We start from the raw sequence: 21,651 nt of genomic DNA on the forward strand, positions 1-21,651 counted from the left end.
GCAAACCCATCCATAAGCAACAAGGCTGGTGCACACCGTTTGGTGTGCACCAGCCTGACAGCCCCGAGCGACTATGGCGCGTCAGGTCGCCGAGACGTTCAGTGCCGTGTCGATCAACAACTGCGCCGCCAGGCTGTTGTGGTTGTAACCCGTGTAGGTGTTGCCATTGATGGTGATCACGTTGGCAGGCAATGTGGCCGTCCAGTTGGCCAAATCGGTCAGCACCACCGTGTCACCGGCATCGCCCGTCACCATCAGCTGGTTGCGTCGGACGGTGGCACCGAGGTTGCCGGTGCTGCTGTTGCCAGCGTTCCACACGTCAGCGCTGGTGAAGTTCTCGAGCAAATCGCTGGCTGTCAGCTTGAGGGTGTTGTCACCCGAACCGGTCAAGTCGACTTTTTCCATGTTTTGCATGGCGACACCCTTGACGTTGGCCAGGTCGAGCGTGAGGCCCGTGCCGTCGAACTTCAAGGTGTCAATGCCATTGCCGCCGTTAATGCGGGCAATGTTCTGACTTGAGCCGACTGCACCCAGCTGGGCCAGGTTGTCGGCATTGACCTGCATGACATCGTGGCCCGCACCGCCGTACAACACGTCTGCGCCACCACCACCGACAAGCGTGTCGTTGCCCAAGCCGCCGACCAACTGGTTGGCCCCAGTGGTGCCAGTCAAGGTGTCGGCGCCTGTCGTTCCAATGTGGTCTCCGTTGCTCAGCTGGAAAACAGAAGCGGTCGCCTCGGAGAAGCCGCCATAAATCACATACGACTTACCGCCATCAGCCCGGACGGGGGAGAGTACCGGATCAGCGGTGCCCACGCCAACGATGATGTCGGCAAAACCATCGCCGTTCACATCACCTGCGGCGTGAACCTGAGCTTGAGCAAAGCTCAAAGGCTGGTTGGTGATAGGGACAAACTTGGTGAGATCCTGCACGCCAAAATCAATGACCGTGCTGCCTGCGGTTTGTCCAAAGACAATGTAAGCGCGGTTACCGGTGGTGTTGACCACCAAGTCGTCCAAGCCATCGCCGTTCATATCGCCTGCATGGGTCATGGTGCCCATGCCGCGGTCAGATGCCATCATGCGGATGACAAAGCCATCGCTGCTGGTGCCAGCTGCCACTGCAGTGCCGCTGACAGCAGCGCCACCAGTCTTGCCAAAAACCACCAGGGCGCGGTCGTACTGGCTCACACCGACATCAGCCAAGCCGTCGCCGTTGATGTCACCCAGAATTTGCACGCTCGGATAGTTGTAACCCGCGGGCAATGCACCGCCTGTGCTGGTCGTCGTTTGCGCCGCATCGGTGATCATGAACCCATTGGTGTTACTCGCCGCGGTGACGCTGGTCACACTCATGCTGGATCCGCCTGATCTACCAAACATGACATAAGCGCGGGCACTGTTGGTGGCGTTGATCGAACCCAAAACCATGTCATCCAGACCATCGCCGTTGACATCGCCACCTCCGCCAATTGTGGTGCCAACACGTGCACTGCCCAGACTGATGTCGCCATTGATGAAATAGCCATTGGTCATGCTGGTCGGATTGCTGCTCATCTCGGGCAAGGTCAAACCGCTGGTCGCCGTGGTGGTGGTGCCATACATCACAAAGGCCCGCCCATAGTTGGGCGCACCCCCAGTGTTGCCGCCCGCCAGGCTCTCACCAATGATGAAGTCTTCCAAACCGTCACCGTTGACATCACCTGCACTGCTGGTACCCATGCCCGTGGTGTCGCCTGTGGTGCCTTTGGTGAAAGTGCCTGTTTCGTCACGCAAAGAACCCAAATCGCTCCAGCCTTGGGCGGCATGGATCCTGAAGCCTGCCGTTGTGGCGAAGGGGCTGGCAGCGACCGTCGCCAACGCATCGGCAATGCGGCCTGCAGCAGCAGACGACTGCCCATAAAAGACATACACCGCGTTGTTGGCACCACCCCCGCCATTGCGGCTGGGCATGGTGACCATCAAGTCGTTGAGTCCGTCGCCGTTGAAGTCTGTACTGGCCAAACCATGCACATAGGTGAACGATGCAAACGGGTTGTTGGCAATGACATAGCCTTGTGTGCTGGTGCCCGCCACAATGCCCTGCAAGTTCAGGGTGCTCATGTCGGTTTGGCCAAACAGCACAAAAATGCGCTTGTTGATCATGTCACCCACGGCGTAGTCGTCCAAACCGTCGCGGTTCAAGTCGCCCATGTTGACAACCGACCCACCAAAGCCCTGAAACTGGTTGTTGTCGTCGTAAATTGAAACGCCTGGTCCGGCACCGTTGATGGCAAAACCATAGCTTGGCGATGCCGCGTTGGCGGGCAGATCAAGCGGCAAGTCAAACGCAAAGTTCACCACTTGGGTGCCCGCTGCGGAAGACGAACCATCGGTTTTTTCAATCATCGCCTGTACCGTGACGAGGCCATACCCGTCTGCACGGATGGTGGCCTCTGGGACTGTGACGTCCACAAACTTCTGCGTGATGTCTGCAGCTGACAAGACAAGGCGGATCGGCGTGCTCGTTGTGCCCCAGATCAACGCCAAGGTATCTCCCGCAACAGGCGGAATCGGGCCAGTAGTTGGCAGCTGCACCCTGACCACCGTGCCGTTACCGATGACTTCGGAGTTGAACAAAGCATTGTCAACGCCCTGAGTCACCGTGTTGTTTGCTTGGTATACCTGCCCGTTGAGTGCCTCTGTGATGCCCGACAAAGCACTGGTATTGCCTGCACCAGTGGCTGACCAAAGCACCGAGTTGATCGTGGGCGCAGTGGCCATGATGAAGTTCACCGGCGCACTTTGCGCATCACCCGCGTTGAGCAATGTGGCGCCGTTGAACAGCGAGACACTGAAATTGGCCGTGCCTGTTGCCCCAAGGGCCACTTGCGTGGTCAATTGGGCAGTGCTGACCGGGATGTTGGCAAACCCAGCCGTGATGTCTGACCCAGTGAGGGTGTAGTCAATCACTTGACCGTCCCAGGTCAGCTTCAGAATATTGCCAGCAGATGCCCCAATGTCAGACAAACTCACCCGGGCCAGTGTTCCACCGTTGCTGTTGGCCTCGTTCCTGTTCAAACCATTGGCCAGTTCATTGGCAAAAACATCCACTGCCGGTGTCATCTGGACGGAGATGCCGTTTTTCACAATCACTTGGCTGCGCGTAGCGGCATTCACAAAAACGTTGTAAACGCCGGTGCTGGAATCTGTGCCCGAGTGATTGAGGGTGCCAGTCTGCCTGACGAAAGTCCCACTCAAGCGCAAAAAGTCTGCCGACGTGCCATCGACCACCACCTGCCTGTAATCGGTAGAGTTGTCAAAGCCAAGGACAGAACCTGTCAACGCCCAACCATTCGAGGTGTTGAAACGGTTGTGGTGCGAAATGCCATTGACATCAACACCCGATTCAATTCGCAAGGTTCCGCCTGTGCCGGCCAGGTCAAAACGTTCGACGCTTTCAACCACGCTTTGGGTGCTCTTGAGGCTCATCACCAGCGTTTCGCCAAACCGGATCGAATCCAGACCGTTGCCGCCATCGATGTGGGCAATGTTTTGTGCATTGTTCCCCACACGAAGAGCCAAGGCCTGCACATTGCTGGCATTGACAACGATCGTGTCGTTGCCAGCGCCGCCGTACAGCACATCCGCGCCACCGCCACCGACAAGCGTGTCGTTGCCCAAACCGCCCACCATCTGGTTGGCGCCGCTGGTGCCGGTCAAGGTGTCGTTGCCTGCGGTGCCGATGCGGTCGCCATTGCTGCCCTGGAACACGCTGGACTGAAGTTCACGGACGCCACCAAACACCACATACACCTTGCCCAAGTCGGCCAAGGTGGTGTCGCCCAAATAGTTGCCGATGATCACGTCGTCAAAGCCGTCGCCGTTGATGTCGCCACCCCCTGCGGCCGCACTGCCCATGCGTTCATTCACAAACGGGTTGACGATGCGGAAGCCCTCACTGCCGTCCAGGCTGGTGACCTGCACCGTGCCGGTGCCGGTTTTGCCAAACACAATGTAAGCCGCACCTGCAGACGCGTTGGTCACCCCGTTGTTGACGAATGGCGCATTGGCGTGGGTGACGATGACGTCGGTCAAGCCGTCCCCGTTGAAGTCACCCGCGCTGCTCACCGCATACGCACCGTAGTTGGTGGTGTCCAAGCCCAAGCCAATGGCAAAGCCACCCACACCGGCCTCGATGGACGAGACGTTGATCGGGCTGTTGCCGGTTTTGCCAAACGCCACCCAGGCTGCGCCTTTGAGCGTGGTGTTGCCCGCGCCCACCAAGCTCTGGTTGCCTTGCAGCAACACGTCTGCCAAGCCATCACCGTTCACGTCGCCCACGCCCGCGATGTCGATGCCGGCGTTGACTTCGCCAATGATTTGGAAGCCCCGGGTGTTGCTGCCCGCGGTCAAGGTCGAGATGTCGAGCGAGGTGTTGGTCGAGTTGCCGTACACCACATAAGCGCCGCCAGGGCCTACGCCAGTAGAACCCTGGAACCATGCGCCCAATACCAAATCGCTGTAGCCGTCGCCGTTGACGTCACCGCTGGCCATGGTGGTCAAACCTGGGTTGTTGCTGGGTTGGTCGGCCGTGACCATGAAGCCCACGCTGTTGCTCGCGCCAATGGCGGGCAGGCTGCTCACCTCCACCGCAGCGCCCGAGGCCTTGCCATAAATCAGGTAGGCCCGGCCGTCGCGTGCACCGTAGTTGGGGTTACCCACCAGCATGTCGTCCAAACCGTCGCCGTTCACGTCGCCTGCATTGCTCACACTCCAACCTGCCGCTGTGGTGCCAGTGGTGTTGACCTTGAAGCCCAAAGCACTGGCGGTGTTGGTCAGATTGGTGGCCGCTGTCAAGGCCGTGAGGTTGACCGCTGTGGTGTTGGTTTTGCCAAACACCACATAAGTTTCGCTCGTGGTGCCACTGCTGGCGTATTCCATCGGGTACCAACCGGCACTGATGGCGTAGTTGGCCCGGCTGGCCACCACCAAGTCGGCCAGGCCGTCCCCGTTGATGTCGCCACCACCCGTCACGGTAGCGCCGCTCATGCCATCGCCCGGCACGCCGGTGATGACAAAGCCACGCGTGTTGCCCACTACGGTCAGCTGCGACAGCTGCAAGGAGTTGATCGCTTGGCTGCCACCAAACACCACATAGCTGCGACCCGCATAGCCTGCAGCTCCGGGAGCCCCCACGATGAAGTCGTCATAACCGTCGCCGTTGACATCGCCCGCGTTCGATACCGCATAACCTGCGTTGTGGTAATTGCTCTCACCCACCAAGGTGAAGCCCCGCGCGGCGTCGGTGGTGCCCTCATTGGCCTGCATGTCAAAGGCGTAACGCACGCCGGTGACGGTGTTGGCGGCACCGATTGCGGTGCCCGACACACCATCGGCCTTGAACTGCTGAACCGACACGTTGAAGGTGCCAAAGCCCTGAGCCTCCACCACCGCATAAGGAACGGTGATGGTGGTTGGCGTGTTGATTGCCACCGCAGCAGTGAACTTGTAGGTGTACTCCTGGTTACCCCAGGTGAACTTGAGCCAGTCGCCAGCAGCAGCCGCGGTCTTGAGCACCACGTTGACCTGCACACCGTCGAGCGCAGCGCTGCGGTAAATGACGTTGGTGTTGACCACCTCGCTCAAGCCCGTCATGACGCTGGTGGAGCCGTTCACGTTGGAGATGATCGGGGCGTTCAGGGGTGGCGTGGTGGGTACAGTCACAAAGTCGACCGCCGCACTGCCCACACCCACAGTGGTGAGTGGCACACCCACGGCGTTGAACACTTGGGCGGTGATGCCCACCGTTTCTTTGGTGCCCGCTGCCGTAGCCGCCAGCAGGGCCGAGGCAGGCACCGCCACACGTGCCACGCCAGCAGCCACGTCTGCGGCCGTAAGGGTGTAGAGCACAGCGGTCTGGTTTTCCCAGTTCACACGCACCTCGTCGCCCACGGCCGCGCCCAGGCCAGCCAGCGACACCAGCACTGGCGTGCCCGCCACGCTGCTGGTGCTGTTGGCGTTGCCCGTGTCTTGCGCCTCGGCCAGCGACAAGAAGCCAAAGCTCGAAAGCAAATCGGCCTCGGGCATCGTGATGGCCGCTGCGGGCAAGAGCACCGGCACCACTTGTACACCCTGCTTGACCAGCACTTGGCTGCGCGTGGTGGCGCTGCTGTACACGTCGTAAGCACCGGCCGTGGTGACGCTGCCCGCATAAGTCAAGCTGCCGGTTTCTTTGACAAAGCCTGCGCCCAAGCGCACGGTGTCGGCCGCGGTGCCGTCCACCACCACCTGGTAGTAGTTACTCGAGCCGTCAAAGCCTGTGACAGTACCTGTGACTGTCCAGCCGTTGGTGGTGTTGAAGCGGTTGTAGTCGCCCACCGTGGCGTTCAGATCCAGTCCGTTTTCGATCTGCAAGGTGCCTCCGGTGGCATTCAAATCGAATCGCTCGAGGTTCTCCAAACGGGTGCGGGCGCTTTGCAAGCTCAGCACCAGGGGCTCGGCAAAGCGCAGCGTGTCCATGCCGCCGCCGCCGTCCACGCGGGCGATGTTTTGCGTGTCCACACCGATGCGCACGGCCAAAGACCGCACGTTGTCGGCGTTGAGCACAATTACGTCGCTGCCCGCACCACCCGCCAACATGTCAGCACCGCCTGAACCCACCAAGGTATCGTTGCCTTGACCGCCCACGATTTGGTTGTTGCCGCTGGTGCCGGTCAGAGTTTCATCGGCACCGGTTCCGATCTGGTCACCCCGACTGCCTTGGAAGACCATGGGGTTCAAGATGCTCGGGCCGCCGTAGATGATGTAGTCCACGCCGCCGGCCGTGGTGCCAGAGGCCTGGCCCACCCCGTTGTTGCTGGTGCTGATGGCGTTGGGCGACGACACGATCAAGTCCGCAAAACCGTCGCCGTTCACGTCGCCACCGCCTGAGACGGCGGTCAACGCCTTGTCATTGTTCAGGACACCGTCGATACGGAAGCCCTCGGAGACTTTCAAATCGGTCAAAAACACTGTGTTGGAGCTGGTTTTGCCGTAAATCAAGTAACCACCGCCGGTGTTGGCGCCATTGAGTTGCATGGCTGTCTGGCCGAATACAAAATCGTCCAATCCGTCGCCGTTGAAGTCACCTACCACCCTGGCTTGGGTGAACAGATCGGGAGTACCCGTGGTCAAGCCCTGCACCATAAAGCCGTTGCTGCTGGTACCCGTGCTCAGTTCTGTGACGTTGTAGTTGGCAGACGTGCTCTTGCCAAAGTTGACATACACATTCGAGCCCCAGGTCGACATCACCATATCGGCTTTGCCGTCGCCGTTGATGTCGCCAGTGCCAATCATTTGCCCTTGGAAGCCCCCAAGACCTGAAATTGTGTAACTCTGACCTGCCGCTGTGGACAAGCCCGAAGCGCTTCCGAAGTACACATAGGCGTAGGTGGTGGTACCGTCTTGGGAGTTCGTGCCGCGCAAGACCAAGTCGGTGTAACCGTCACCGTTCACATCAGCGCCGGTGGCGTAGTCTTGGTAGCCAATGCCGGTACCGCCGCCGTTGTAAAGGCGGAAGTTGTTGCCCACGGCGTTCTGAATGGTCAAGCTGGTGGCGTCTGCTGCGCCATATTGCGCCTGGAATTCTCGCCACTGCGAATACATGGAGACAACAAAAGCACTGCCCCAGTCCTGCACACCGTCGCCGTTGAGGTCGCCCAGGTTGTTGAGGCCAATGGATGAATTGACCTTCAAGCCATTGGTGTTGGCCGTGGTGGTGAGGCTGCTGACCTGCACCGTGGCCGTGCTGTTGGAGCGGCCATAAACGATGTAACTGCCAGAATCCACGCCAGCAATGCTGATGTCGTCCAGACCATCGCCGTTGAAATCACCATGGTCGATGTTCAGGCTTTGACCGGAGCTTGTGGTCAAACCCGCGATCATGAAGCCTTGGGTGGAGTTGCCCAAAGCAATGGCGGACAAGTCCACGTTTTGCGGTGCAGAACTGCCAAACACCACAAAGGCTGCGCCGTTGGCACTGTAGGTGGTTTGGCCTGCACCAATCACCATGTCGTCGTAGCCGTCGCCGTTCACGTCGCCCACCATCACGGTTCCCGGAGGATAAGCACCGCTCTTAGCGCCGATGTTGTCGCTGGGGCGGCCGTTGATGCGGTAGCCAAAGTTGTCGCCTGCCACACCGCCAGTATTGGCCAGCGGCAAGTCAAAGAAGTAGGTGGCGTTCAAGGTGGTCGAGCTGGCCTCCAAACTGGTACCCGTGACCAAGAGCTTGGCGCTGACGGTGACGCTGCCAAAGCTTTGCGCACTGATCACGCTGTAAGGCACCGTCACATCCACATAGTGGTTTGTATTGACGTCAGTGGCACTCAACGTGACCTGCGTGGTGGTGTCGGGGCCCCAGTTCAGTTGGATCACGTCACCGGCCACGGCTGGTACAGCCCCAATACCGTAGGGTAAATACACACGCACCACGGTGCCTGCGGTGTTGGTGGGGGTGCTGGCTTCGCTATACCAAAGGCGGTTGTCCACCGTGGTGGTCGCAGTGCTGAATGTGGTGCTGTTGCGGTCGTAATAGGCCTCTTGCACACCCTGCATGCGGCTGGTGTTGCCTACGCCGGTGGCCGTCCACAACACGTTGTTGATGGTGGGCGCGGTAGGCACGATGGAAATTTCGGCGCTGCTCACGTCGCTGCGGGTCAAGGTACCCGGGCCGTTGGGCACGGTGGTGGTCACGTCGACGTTGTAAGAGCCGGCAGTGGTGAACACGTTGGCAGGAATGCCATCGACTCCACCCAACGTCCATGTGCCTGTGGTTTTACTGTAGCTCAGCTCGGTGTTGGCGTTGACGCCTGTACCGCCCGTGCCGGTGGTGACCGCGTTGGGCCCCACGGTCAGGGTGTAGGTGGCCAAGGTCGAACCCGCATTGTTTTTGAGCACCACGGTCAACACATCGCCCCCCTCCAGCGCAATGGTGGCGTTCGAGTTGTTGATCTTGTTGGCAGTGCCCGTGATGATGGGCACCAAGGTGGTGATGTTTTGCTGGTTGTTCACCGTCGGCACATCGGGCGGTGCGATGTTGACGACCACGCCGTTGTTGGTGTCGGTGCCGGTGTTGGCGGCGGCATCGGTCACGCTGGCCGTGATGGCGTAGGTGTTGCCGTGGTTGAGCAGCTTGGCGTCGGCGTCGCTCAGGGTGTAAGACCAAGTACCACCTGTTTGCACGGTGGTGGTGTAGGTCCTGCTGTTGAGCGTGAGGGTGACGGTGCTGCCCACATCGGCGTCGGTGGTGCCGCTGACCACAGGTGGCGTGGCCACCGTGGTGCTGAGCGTGTAGTCGTTGCCGTTGATGCCGCGCTCGCCAATGCTGAAGGTGCCGTTGCCAGTAGCGGCCACGGCATCGCCGGCCACGCTGGTGATGGTGATGGTGCTGGCGGTGTCGATGGTCACAGGTACCGTGGCGGGGCCGGTCACGCTGCCCGAGGGGCTGGTGGCGGTGATGCTCAGGTTCTGCAAGCCCTGCGCCAAGGCGGTGGTGGGCGTGATGACCCAAGTCCCATCCGACAAGACCACGGTGGTGCCCAAAACGGTGGTGCCGTTGGCTGCGAAGAGGCGGATGGTGTCACCCGGCTTGCCAGTGCCACTCAAGGTGGGCGTGGTGTCGTTGGTGCGGGCATCGCCGCTGGTGCCGCTGTCGCTGCTGGCGTCGAGTCGGCCCGCCAACAAGGAGGTCACGACGCTGATTTCACCGCTGCTGGTGTCGCTGCGGGTGTTGCCCGCCAAGTCGGTCACGGTGGCAGTGACGCTGTAGGTCTGGCCCGCTGTGAAGGTGCCCAAAGCGCCACTGACCGGTGTGGCCGACGAGGTGTCGAGCGTCCAGGCGCCGTTGGTCACGGTCACGTTGTAGGTGGCGCCGTTGACGGTCACTTGCAGGGTGTCTCCGCTGGCCATGGTGGCCGTGCCTGTGATGATCGGACGGCTGTCGCCAGTGACCAAAGGGGTGACGACGGGCGCCGCAGGCGGCGTGGTGTCGATGGTGACGGGCACCAGGGTCACTGGGCTGGTGTTACCAGCCGGGTCGGTGGCGGTGACGCGCACGTCGGCCGTGCCGTTGGCCAGGGTTTGTGTGGGCGTGACGCTCCAGACGCCCCCTGTGACCGTAGCGGTCAAGACTTCGCCTGTGCCCGGCATGACCACGGTGATGACATCGCCGTCGGTGCCCGTGCCGCTGATGGTGGGCGTGGTGTCGTTGGTGATGTTGTCTGTATTGATGCCGCTGTCGCTGGACGCAGCCACATCGGCAGGGGGGGCTGTCGGCGGCGTGGTGTCCACCAGCACCGATTCGGTGTCGGTGCCGGTCACGCCATAGCGGTTGATCACGCTGGCTGTGGCGGTTTGTGTGCCATCGGCCAAGGCTGCAACGACGGTGCCAGGCACTGTGACGACAAAACTGTTGGTTTGGCCTGTGATGCCACCACCGGCCACCACAGTGGCGGTGTAGCTGTTGCCACCAATGCTGACGGTGACTGTGGAGCCCACGGGTGCATCTGTGCTGCCGCTGATGGGCAAGGCCAGCGTCTCTTCAGCCAAATTGATCGTGCCGCCGCTGATGGTGTTCAGCGTGATGAGCGGCGCGACATCGTTGATGTGCAGCTCGGTGGCGCTGACGTCAGTTTTGGTGACTGGCGAGCCCCCTCCCGTGGTGACGCTGACAGCCACTTCGTAGTTGCCGTTGACGATGGCATTGGTCACCGCCAGAGACCACAGCTTGGTGCCTGTGTTGTAAGTCAAGCCTGTGGGGCTGCTGGTGCCACCAATGGTGAGGCTGTAGGTCACGTTGTTGACTGCCACCGTGAGCACGTCGCCGGTGGCGAGGCTGATGTAGTTGTTGCCGCCCGCGTCTTTCTGGGCCTTGCCCGTCAAGGTCGGCATGTGGCTGGCGGTGTACAGCTCAACCACAGTGGGCGTGTCTGGCGTGGCGATGTCGACCACCATGCCGTTGTCGCTGTCGCGCCCAGTGTTGCCAGCCGCATCGGTCACGCTGGCGGTGATGGCGTAGGTGCTGCCATGGTTCAGGGCCACGGCATCGGCGTTCGACAGCGTGTAGGTCCAAGCTCCGCTCTGGGCGGTGGTGGTGTAGGTTTGGCCGTTGAGGGTCAATGTCACCACGGCGTTGTCTGCAGCGTCGGTGGTGCCGCTGATGACGGGCAATATGGTCACGGTTGCCGAGGGCAAGCCGCGTTCGCTGACACCGAAAGTGCCGTTTTGCGAGCCTGTGACGGCGTCACCGGACACGCTGGTCACACTGATGGCCGGCGCAGTGGCATCCAGCACCAAAGCACGGGTCACTTGCGCGGCGGCCGTGCCCACCAAGTTGGTGGCATCGGCGGTCAGGGTGTAGCTGCGATCATTCACGGACAGCAGATCGGCGGCAGGGATGTTGAGGCTGTAGGTGCCGTTGGCCTGCACGATGGCCGTGTAGGTCGCCATCACGGCTGCACCGTTCATCATCTTCACGGTGACAGTCTGGCCAGGCTCCACAAAGGTCACGCTGCCGCCCACGGCCACAGCGCCGGATTTTTCGGCTGCATTGACGGTGTCGTCACCCGCCACGGTACCAATGGTCACGGTGGGGGTGTTGGCCGCCAAGTTGAAACCATCGGTATCGGCGGGGCTGGTGTTGCCTGCCGCATCGGTCAAGGTGGTGCTGGTGGTCCAAGCGCCATCCAGGTAGCTGGTTGAAGGATGCAGCGTGCTGTAGGGGACCGTCTCGCTGATGCTGCCGGCGGTGATGTGTCCCGCGTTCAAGGTGGTCGTCAGGGTGATGGTGGCACCGCCTGGGCCTGCCACAACTGTGGTGACCACGTCGCCCACAGCGGCCCCTGCGGGCAGCGTGATGCTCAGCGCAACGCCATCGGCGGCTTCAGCAGCACTGACGCCGCCTGCGGCCTCTGCGATGGCGACTGTGGGTGCGGCTGTCGCCGTGGCATCGATGGTGATGGCCAGGCTGGGGCTGGCGGCACTGGCGTTGCCAGCGGTATCGACCAAGGCGTATGTGATGGTGTGTGCGCCGGCTGGCAAAGGGTCCAGGGGCGTGACTTCTCCGTTGGCGTAAGTGGCGGGAACGGCCAGACCATCGACGTACAGCACCACGTTGCCGCCAGCGGGCGGCGCAGAAACAGCAAAGCTGGGCGTGGTGTCGCTGGTCAGGTTGTCGGTGTTGACGCCGCTGTCGGTGGCCGCGGTCATGTCGGGCGCGGCGGGTGTGGCCGGAGCTGCCGTGTCGACGGTGACCGACAGTGCGGCACTGGCGCTGCTGGTGTTGCCTGCGGCGTCCACCAGCTGGTAGCTGATGGCGCGCACGCCGTCGGCCAAGGGGCTGTTGGGCGTGATGGTGCCCGTGTTGGGGTCGTAGGTGGCCGCAACCGCCACACCGTCGACCAACAACACCACACTGCCGCCTGCAGGCGGGGCCGTGACGGCGAAATCAGGTCGGTTGTTGCCGGTGACGTCGTCGCTGGTGTTGCCACCGCTGTCGGTGGCCGATGTCAGGTCGGGGGCTGGGGGTGCAGCCGGGGCAGCGGTGTCGATGACGATGGCCAATGGACCGCTGGTTTCACTGACAAAGCTGCCCACTTGCACGGCGTAGGTGATGGTGTGCGGGCCGTCAGGCAAGGCGCTGTTGGGTGTGAGCACGCCGTTGGCATAAGTGGCCGCAACGGCCACACCATCCACATACAAGATGTGTGTGCCGCCTGCAGGGGGCGCCGTGACGGCGAAGCTGGGCGTGTTGTTGCTGGTGAGGTTGTCGGTATCGCTCGCGCCAGTGTCGGTTGCAGCGGTCAAGTCAGGGTCTGCGGGTGTGGCAGGCAGGCTGGTGTCGATGGACAGTTCGCCCGTGCTGACGTCGCTGGTGCTGTTGCCTGCAGCGTCGGTGGTGGTGGCCGTGACGTTGTAGGTCTGGCCGTTGGCAAACGGGGCCAAAGTGCCGCTGGTGGGCACAGCCGTTTGGGTGTCCACGCGCCACTGGCCCTGTGCGTCGGGCACCACGGTGTAGGTGGCACCGTTGACGGTGACGGTGAGGGTCTCACCAGGCTGCACGCTGGCCGTGCCCCGGAGGACAGGCGTGGTGTCTGAGGTGAGAGAGGTGTTCACCGTTGGCGCAGCGGGCGCTGAGGTGTCAATGGTCAAGTCCACAGTCGAAGCGGGGCTGGTGTTGCCCGCCGCGTCGGTCGCGGTGACCGACACACTGGCCACGCCACTGGGCAGGGCCTGGGTGGGTGTGACGCTCCAGCTGCCGTCGCTGGCCACGACGGTGGTGAGCACTTCGCCGGTGGGCAAGGTCACCGTGATGGTGTCGCCCGCACTGCCCGTGCCACGGAGGGTCGGGGTGGTGTCGTTGGTCAGGTTGTCGGTGTTGCTGGCGCCATTGTCGCTTTCTGCGGCCACGTCGGCCACAGGCGCTGTGGGCGCGGTGGTGTCAATGGTCACCGGCACCAGGGTGGGGGGGCTCACGTTGCCCGCCGGGTCGGTGGCGGTCACGCTGACTTGGGCGGTGCCGTTGGCCAGGGCTTGCAAGGGTGTGACGTACCAGCTGCCGTCTGCAGCCACCACGGCGGTCAAGACTTCGCCTGTGCCGGGCATGGTGACGGTGATGGTGTCACCAGGCGTGGCTCCACCACCACCGATGGTGGGTGTGTCATCGCGGGTGATGTTGTCGATGTCACTGCGGCCGCTGTCGCTGGTGGCCAGAATGTCGGCTGCAGGGGCTGCGGGGGCCTGGGTGTCGATGACAAGCGCCACGTTGGCCGGGGCGCTGGTGTTGCCCGCCAGGTCGGTGGCGGTGACGCTCACGTTGGCGCTGCCCTCGGGCAGGGCTTGCGTGGGTGTGACGCTCCAGGTGCCGTCGCCCGCCACCACGGTGTTGAGCACTTCGCCGGTGGGCAGGGTCACGGTGATGACATGGCCTGCCGTGCCGGTGCCGCTGAGGGTGGGCGTGGTGTCGCGCGTCAGGTTGTCGGTGCTGCTGGTGCCGGTGTCGCTGCTGGTGGCCACGTCGGCCACAGGCGCAGCGGGGGCGGTGGTGTCGATGACGAGCGCCACAGTGGTCGCGGCGCTGGTGTTGCCCATGGGGTCGGTGGCTGTGACCAGCACGTTGGCCGCGCCGTCGGGCAAGGCTTGGGTGGGTGTGACGCTCCAGTTGCCATTGGCGGGCACCACCACTTCGAGCACTTCGCCCGTGGGCAAGGTGACGGTGATGGTGTCGCCGGGTGTGGCGCCTGTGCCGCTGATGACAGGCGTGTTGTCGCTGGTGTTGTTGTCGGTGCTGCTGCTGCCGGTGTCGCTGGCGGCGTCCACGTCAGCCGCTGGCGCTGCTGGGACCACCGTGTCCAGCGAGAAACCGCCGGGCGTGGCTGTGCCGGGCACACCGTTGTGATCGAGGGTGGTGCTGGTGGTCCAAGCGCCGTTGTTGGCGTTGGTCAGCTCGCTGCTCGGAATCAGTTGACTGATGCTGCCCGCCACGATGTCGGTGGCGCTCAGCGTGGTGGTGAGCGTGAGTGTGCCGCCACCGGGCTTGGTGACGATGGTGGTGACCACATCGCCAGCCACAGCGCCTGAAGGCAGAGATGACACCACCGGTGTGCCACCCACGCTGGCGGCTTCTGCGGCGTTCACGCCATTCGATGCTTCGGGCAAGCTGACGGCGATGCGACCGACGTCGATGCTGAGCTCGCCGGTGCTGACGTCGGTGCCCACGTTGCCTGCGGCGTCGGTGATGACGGCGGTGACGTTGTAGGTGTTGGCCGTGGCCAAGGACAATGCGCCGCTGGTGGGCGTGGCGGTGGCCAGGTTGAGTGTCCAGACGCCTTGGGCGTTAGGCGTGACGGCATAAGTGGCACCGCCCACAGTCACGGTGAGGGTTTCGCCGGGGGCCAAGTTGGCACCGCCGGTGAGCACGGGCGTGAGTGTGTTGCCCAAAGTAGGTACGACCGTGGGCACGTTGGCCATGGTGTCGATGGTGACAGGCAAGTCGGCCGGGGCGCTGGTGTTGCCCGCCGGGTCAGTGGCTGTGACTTTCAAGGCATTGAGGCCTTCTGGCAATGCGGCTGTAGGTGTGGCGCTCCAGGTGCCATCGGCTTGCACGGTGGCCGTGGCAATGACGTTGCCCGCAGCGTCTTTGACGGTGATGGTGTCGCCGGGCTCCCCTGCCCCACTCAGGGTGGGGGTGGTGTCGCTGGTGGTGCTGTCACCCGCCAAGCCCGTGTCGCTGGCGCTGTTCAAAATGCCCGAGGGCGCAGCAGGCGCAGTGGTGTCGAGGGTGAAGCCGCCCGCACTGGTTGGGCCTGTGTTGCCAGCGGTGTCGGTGATGGTGGTCGATGTGGTCCAAGCACCATCGGCCGTGAGCGCCGAGGTGGGGATGAGCTGACTGATGCTGCCGGCCGTGATGTGGGCGGCAGTGAGCGTGGTGCTGAGGACCAGCACTGAGCCATCGGGTGCAGTGACCACGCTTTTGACCACGTCGCCGACTTGCGAGCCAGCGGGCAGTGTGATGTTGAGGGCTGTGCCGCCTGCGCTGAGCGCTTCGGCAGCGTTGACCAGGGTGCCTTCAGGAATGGCCACGGTGGCGGCACCGGGTGCCGTGGTGTCGACCATGAAGCTTTGGGTGCCGTTGCCGGTCAGACCATAGGCGTTGACCACGCTGGCGCTGACGGTTTGGGTGCCATCGGCGATGGCGGTCACAGCCGAGCCGGGCACGGTCACGCTGAAAACGCCACCGGCTTGCACAGCGGCGGTGTAAGTTTGGCCGTCCAGAGTGAGGGTGACCGTGGCGCCTACGGGCGCATCGGTGGTGCCGGTGATGGGCAGAGGCTGCGCGCTTTCAGCGTCGTTCAGCGTGCCGCCGCTGATGGGGTTGAGGGTGATGGCGGGAGGCACATCGTTGATGTGCAGCTCGGTGTTGGAGATGTCGGTCTTGGTGATGCCACCGGCGGTGACGCTGACGGCGACTTCGTAGTGGCCGTTGGGGATGCTGGCGGGCAGCAAGCTCCAGGTGCCGTTGGTGTAAGTCAGACCTGCAGGGCTGCTGGTGCCGCCCACCGTCAGGGTGTAGGTGGCGCTGTTCACCGTCACGGTGAGCACGTCACCGTTGGCCAAGTTGATGTAGGTGTTGCCCCCGGCGTCTTTCATGGCGCGGCCGGTGATGGTGGGCGCGTGCAGCGCGGTGTATTGCTCGACCACGGTCGGGATGTCAGGGGCCGCAGTGTTGACGACCAGGCCGTTGTCGGTGTCGGTGCCGGTGTTGCCCGCCAGGTCGCTGACTGTCGCGGTGATGGCGTAGGTGCTGCCGTGGTTCAGGCCGAGCGCATCAGCGTTGCTGAGCGTGTAGCTCCAAACGCCTCCGTTTTGCACGGTGGTGGTGTAGGTTTGGCTGTCCAGCGTGAGGGTGACGGTTTGGCCCACCTCAGCATTGGTGGTGCCGCTGATGACCGGGCGTGTGGTGACAGCACTGGAAGTCAACGCACCGCGCTCGGCGGCGTTGAACTCGCCGGTGAGGTGGGTGGGGTCGATGGCATCGCCTGCAATACTGGTGATGGTGATGACCGGCGCGGTGGTGTCAACGGTCAGCGCACGGCTGGCCTGCGTGGCAGGCGTGCCTGCAGCATTCGACACGTCGGCCTTGAGGGCGTAAGAACCGTTTGCAGGCAAGTCGGCAGCAGGAATGTTGAGGCTGTAACTGCCATTGGCTTGCACCACGGCGGTGTAGGTGCCCAGCACGGTGGCACCATTCACAAGTTGAACGGTCACGGTTTGGCCTGGCTCGGCCGTGGTGGTGCCTGCAACGGGCAAGGCGCCGCTGGCCTCTGCGGCGTTGACCGTGTTGTCGCCAGCAACGGTGGCGATGCTGATGGTGGGCGGCGTGGCCGAGAGCGTGAACCCATCGGCCATGGCGGGGCTGACGTTGCCTGCGGGGTCGGTGAGCGTGGAGCGGGTGGTCCAGTCGCCATCCAAGTAGGCGGTGTTGGCACCTAATGGTTGCAGTGTCAGGAGCGGCACAGTTTGCGTGACGGTGAAGGGCCCGCTGCCGATGGCGGTGCCGCCATTGGCCGTGGACACATCAGCCGCCAGCACGATGTATGTGAGGGTGCTGGTGCTGCCGTTGGGCGCTGTGACCACGGTGGTGACCACATCGCCCACGCGGGCGTCTGCCGGCAGTGTCACTGAGAGTTGCACGCCGTTGGCGGCTTCTGCGGCGCTGACACCACCCGCTGCTTCAGGAATGGCGACGCCCGGTGCTGCGAGAGCGGCGGTGTCGATGACGAGCGCCACCGTGGTCGGTGCGCTGGTGTTGCCTGCGGGGTCGGTGGCGGTGACCAGCACGTTGGCTGCGCCGTCTGGCAAGGGTTGGGTGGGCGTGACGCTCCAAGTGCCGTTGGGGTCCACCACGGCGGTGAGCACTTCGCCCGTGGGCAAGGTCACGGTGATGGTGTCGCCCGGTGTGGCCCCCGCACCACGGATGGTGGGGGTGTCGTCTGCGGTGTTGTTGTCGCTGTTGCTGCTGCCGGTGTCGCTGAGGGCGGCCACATCGGCCGTTGGTGCTGCCGGTGCCAGGGTGTCGAGCGTGAAACCGCCGGGCGTGGCTGTGCCAGCCACGTTGTTGTGGCTGAGGGTGGTGCTGGTGGTCCAAGCGCCATTGTTGGCGTTGGACAGCTCGCTGCTCGGAATCAGCTGGCTGATGCGGCCCGCCAGGATGTCGGCACCGCTGAGCGTGGTGGTCAAAGTGAGCGTGCCGCCACCGGGCTTGGTGACGGTGGTGGTGACCACGTCACCGGCCACAGCGCCCACAGGCAACAGAGAGACGACGGGCGTGCCGCCTGCGCTGGCGGCTTCGGCTGCGTTCACACCCAAGGGCGCTTCAGGCAAGCTGACCGCGATGCGACCGGTGTCGATGACGAGTTCGTTCGTGCTGATGTCGGTGCCCACGTTGCCTGCGGCGTCCGCGATGACGGCGGTCACGCTGTGGGTACCGTTGGCCAAGGTCAGTGTGCCGGTGACCGGCGTGGCGGTGGCCAGGTTCAAAGTCCAAGTGCCTTGGGCATCGGGCACCACCGCGTAAGTGGCACCACCCACGGTCACGGTGAGGTTCTCACCAGGGGCCAGGTTGGCTCCGCCGGTGATCACCGGCGTGAGGGTGTTGCCCAGTGTGGGCACCACCGTGGGCACGTTGGCGGTGTTGTCGATGGTGACCGGCACGTCGGCCGGGGCACTGGTGTTGCCTGCCAGGTCGGTGGCGGTAACCTTGAAGGTGTTGAGGCCCTCGGGTTGCGCCGTGGCGGGCGTGATGCTCCAAGTGCCGTCGTTGGCGACCGTCGCCGTTCCCAAAACTGTGACGCCATCGGGTGCATACAGCTTGATGACGTGACCGGGCGTACCGCTGCCGGTGATGGTAGGCGTGGTGTCCGTGGTGATGTTGTCGGTGTTGCTGGCACCGCTGTCGCTGCTGGCGGCCAGGTCGGCTGCAGGTGCAGCAGGCGCTGTGGAGTCGATGGTCACGGGCACGGTGGCCGGTGCGCTGACGTTACCGGCCGCGTCAGTCGCGGTGACGGTCACATTCGTGGTGCCCTCTGGCAACGCTTGGGTGGGCGTGACGCTCCAGCTGCCATTGCCAGCCACCACCGCAGTCAGCACCTCGCCTGTGGGCAAAGTGACGGTGATGGTGTCACCAGCCGTGCCTGTGCCGCTGATCTCGGGTGTGGTGTCGCGGGTGATGTTGTCGGTGCTGCTGGCACCAGTGTCACTGGCGGCAGCCACATCGGCCACGGGGGCTGCAGGCGCGGTGGCGTCGATGACCAGCGCGACGGTGGTGGCTGCGCTGGTGTTGCCAGCCGGGTCAGTGGCAGTGACGCTCACGTTGCCAGGACCATCTGCCAAGGCTTGGGTGGGTGTGACGCTCCAGGTGCCGTTGGCGGCCACCACGGTGGTGAGCACTTCGCCTGTACCGGGCATGGTCACGGTGATGGTGTCACCGGGCGTGGCGCTGCCACCGCTGATGGTGGGCGTGGTGTCGGTTGTCAGGTTGTCGGTGTTGCTGGTGCCGGTGTCGCTGAGGGCGGCCACATCGGCCGCAGGGGCAGCGGGGGCCACGGTGTCGAGCGTGAAACTGCCGGGCGCAGCTGGGCCTGCAGTGCCGCCATTGGGGGTGATGGTGGTGCTGGTGTTCCAGACACCGTTGACTGTCAGAGCAGCCGTCAAGATGATTTGTTCGATGCTGCCTGCATCGATGTCTGCCTGGCTCAAGACCGTGGTCAATGTGAGCGTGGTGCCATCGGGCTTGGTGACCACGCTGGTGACCGTGTCACCGTCTTGCGCGTTTTGGGGCAAACGAATGACCAAGGGCGTGCCGGTGTTGCTGCCGACTTCAGTGGCGTTCACGCCTCTGGGGGCTTCGGGCAGTGTGACGCTGGGTGCACTGGTGTTGATGGTCAGCTCGCCGGCCGAGGTGTCGATGCTGGTGTTGCCAGCGACATCGGTGGTGGTGGCAGTGACGCTGTAGTTGTTACCGTTGGCAAAAGTGCCCAGCGTGCCGCTGGTGGGTACGGCCGATGCCAGATCCAGAGACCAGAGACCTTGCGCGTTGGGTGTCACGGCGTAGGTGGCACCGTGAACGGTGACCGTGAAAGTTTCACCTGCCGCCACCGCTGCTGTGCCGGTGATTGTGGGCGTGAGTGTGTTGCTGGTGAGCGCCGCAACCGTGGGCACGACGGGCGGTGTGGTGTCGATGGTGATGGGCACAGAAGTGGCCGGGCTGCTACCGACGGTGTTGGTCGCGATCACGCTGGCGCTGGCCGTTCCATCTGCCAGTGGCCGGGTGGGTGTGACGCTCCAGGTGCCATCGGCAGCGACGGTGGTGGTCAGCACCTCACCGGTACCCGGCATGGTCACAGTGATGGTGTCGCCAGCCGTGCCCGTGCCACTGATGGTGGGCGTGGTATCGCGGGTGATGTTGTCGGTATGACTGATGCCGGTGTCACTCGCTGCCGCCATGTCTGCAAATATGGCGGCAGGCGCCCTGTTGACAACGCTAGCACTGAGAGCATCAGCACCCAATATTTGAAGGGTGTAGTAACTGGTGGCCTGCTGTGTGGTCGAGGTCAATGTGAAAGCGCCCGAAACATCAACATCCGTCTGCTGCGTGGTGCCATCGGGCAGCGTGATGGTCAGCCTGGATCCGGGCAAGGCGGTGCCACTGACCACCAGTTGACCTTGCGCATTGAGTCTTTGTTCGGTGACCACGATTTCACCCAGCAATTGCCGATTGAGCACCGTGTTGTTGTCAAGATCGCCCGCCCCCGAATTGAATGTGGTGCCTGCGGCCTTCAGGCTGTCCAAGGCTTTGACACGGCCTTGGTCAACCAAGGTGGCACCGGTGGCGCTCAAAGCATTGCCGCTCAGGTTGGCCGCCAACAAGTCCAGCGAGACGGCCATGCTGCCGGCGTTCAAGCTGTCCAGACCCGAAAGTTTGGTGAGAGCCAGGCCGTATTTTTCTGCATCGCTCAGCCCATTTCGGGCGTCGAAGGCGGCGCTGTTGGTGGTGATGACATCGCCCGTGAGCGCAACGCCGGCCAAACCAAAGGCTGTGGCCACGTTGGCGTTGGCTTGCAAGGCCGCAGTGGCGGCGACAGCCACATCACCAACCACGCCCGCTTGGCGTACGGCCAACTCGGTCAGAGGAGTGATGTTGATGACGAGGTGCGCATCCAAGCCCGTCACTGTGAACTGAAGCTGGCCTTCTTGCGCTACACCCAGTGCGCGCAAGGTGGTGTCGAGACTTTTGTTTGAGGCAGTGACTTCGTCAAGGTAGTTGCTGCCCGCGGCATTGCTGTCCATGACTTTGAGCAGCACGGTGCCACGGTAGTCGCCTTTGAGGGGCACGGTAATGGTGTAGCGGCCGTCGACACCGATGACGCTGCTGCCCAGCAACTGGCCAGTGGTGTCGTAGGCGTAGAGCGTGACACCGCTGTGTACGGGACCGGCAGCAATGCTGCCAGTGATGACGAGGTCACCGATTTCTGTCGCCGGGACTTGGTTGACTGTGCCATTTGCACCACCAGCCTGGCTATTTTTCTGAGCATCCCCATCTGTCAGACCGTCGGCATGGCTCTGCCCGTCGGCGTGGCTGGACCAGCGTTTGAGCAGGTCCTGAATTTCCTGGCGTGCGCCCTCATCGCCGCTGTAGCGGTGGACGCTGACGTCTTGACCTTCGCGCACTTGGGCATTCGCCCAGATTTGCTGCAGCTGGTCGTGAGAAATGGGCGTGTTGACCACGTCGTCGTCAAGCTTCCAGACCAGGTCTTCGTTGGGAGAAAGTTTTTGCTGTGGCTCACGACCTGTGACGACCCATGGGTTGCCCGGCACGCCCGTGTCGAGCAGGTATTGCGGGGCCTGAGCCGCATCAATACCGGCGGCATAAAAGCCAGACAGGGTCAGGACTTTTTGGCCTTGAACTTCCACCACCAAATCACTGCCACGACGCCACAGCACCATCTTTTCAGGTTGAGCGCCGACCTCGTCTTTGACTCGGTAAATGGTGCGTGACTTGGCCACCACAGCACCTTGCGGTATGGCTGTTTCGGTGATGCTGGAGCCTTGGATCTGGATGAGTTTGTAATTGGCCAT

The 21,651-nt window shown here is 63.0% G+C and carries 1 protein-coding gene; it reads right to left on the bottom strand.

All coding sequences use genetic code 11. The features are described 5' to 3' along the window. Positions 1 to 81 precede the first annotated feature (81 nt). Positions 82 to 21,651 carry a beta strand repeat-containing protein gene (locus B9Z37_RS01970; RefSeq protein ID WP_146179684.1) on the bottom strand — a complete coding sequence of 7,190 codons (21,570 nt, stop codon included), beginning with the start codon at positions 21,649 to 21,651 and terminating at the stop codon, positions 82 to 84.

Origin of the sequence: Limnohabitans parvus II-B4 (assembly GCF_003063455.1) — a bacterium.
Taxonomy (GTDB): Bacteria; Pseudomonadota; Gammaproteobacteria; order Burkholderiales; family Burkholderiaceae_C; genus Limnohabitans_A; species Limnohabitans_A parvus.

Bases quoted from the DNA above. Each gene is read 5' to 3' on its own strand.
- B9Z37_RS01970 (WP_146179684.1), bottom strand. From the start codon at position 21,651: ATGGCCAATTACAAACTCATCCAGATCCAAGGCTCCAGCATCACCGAA.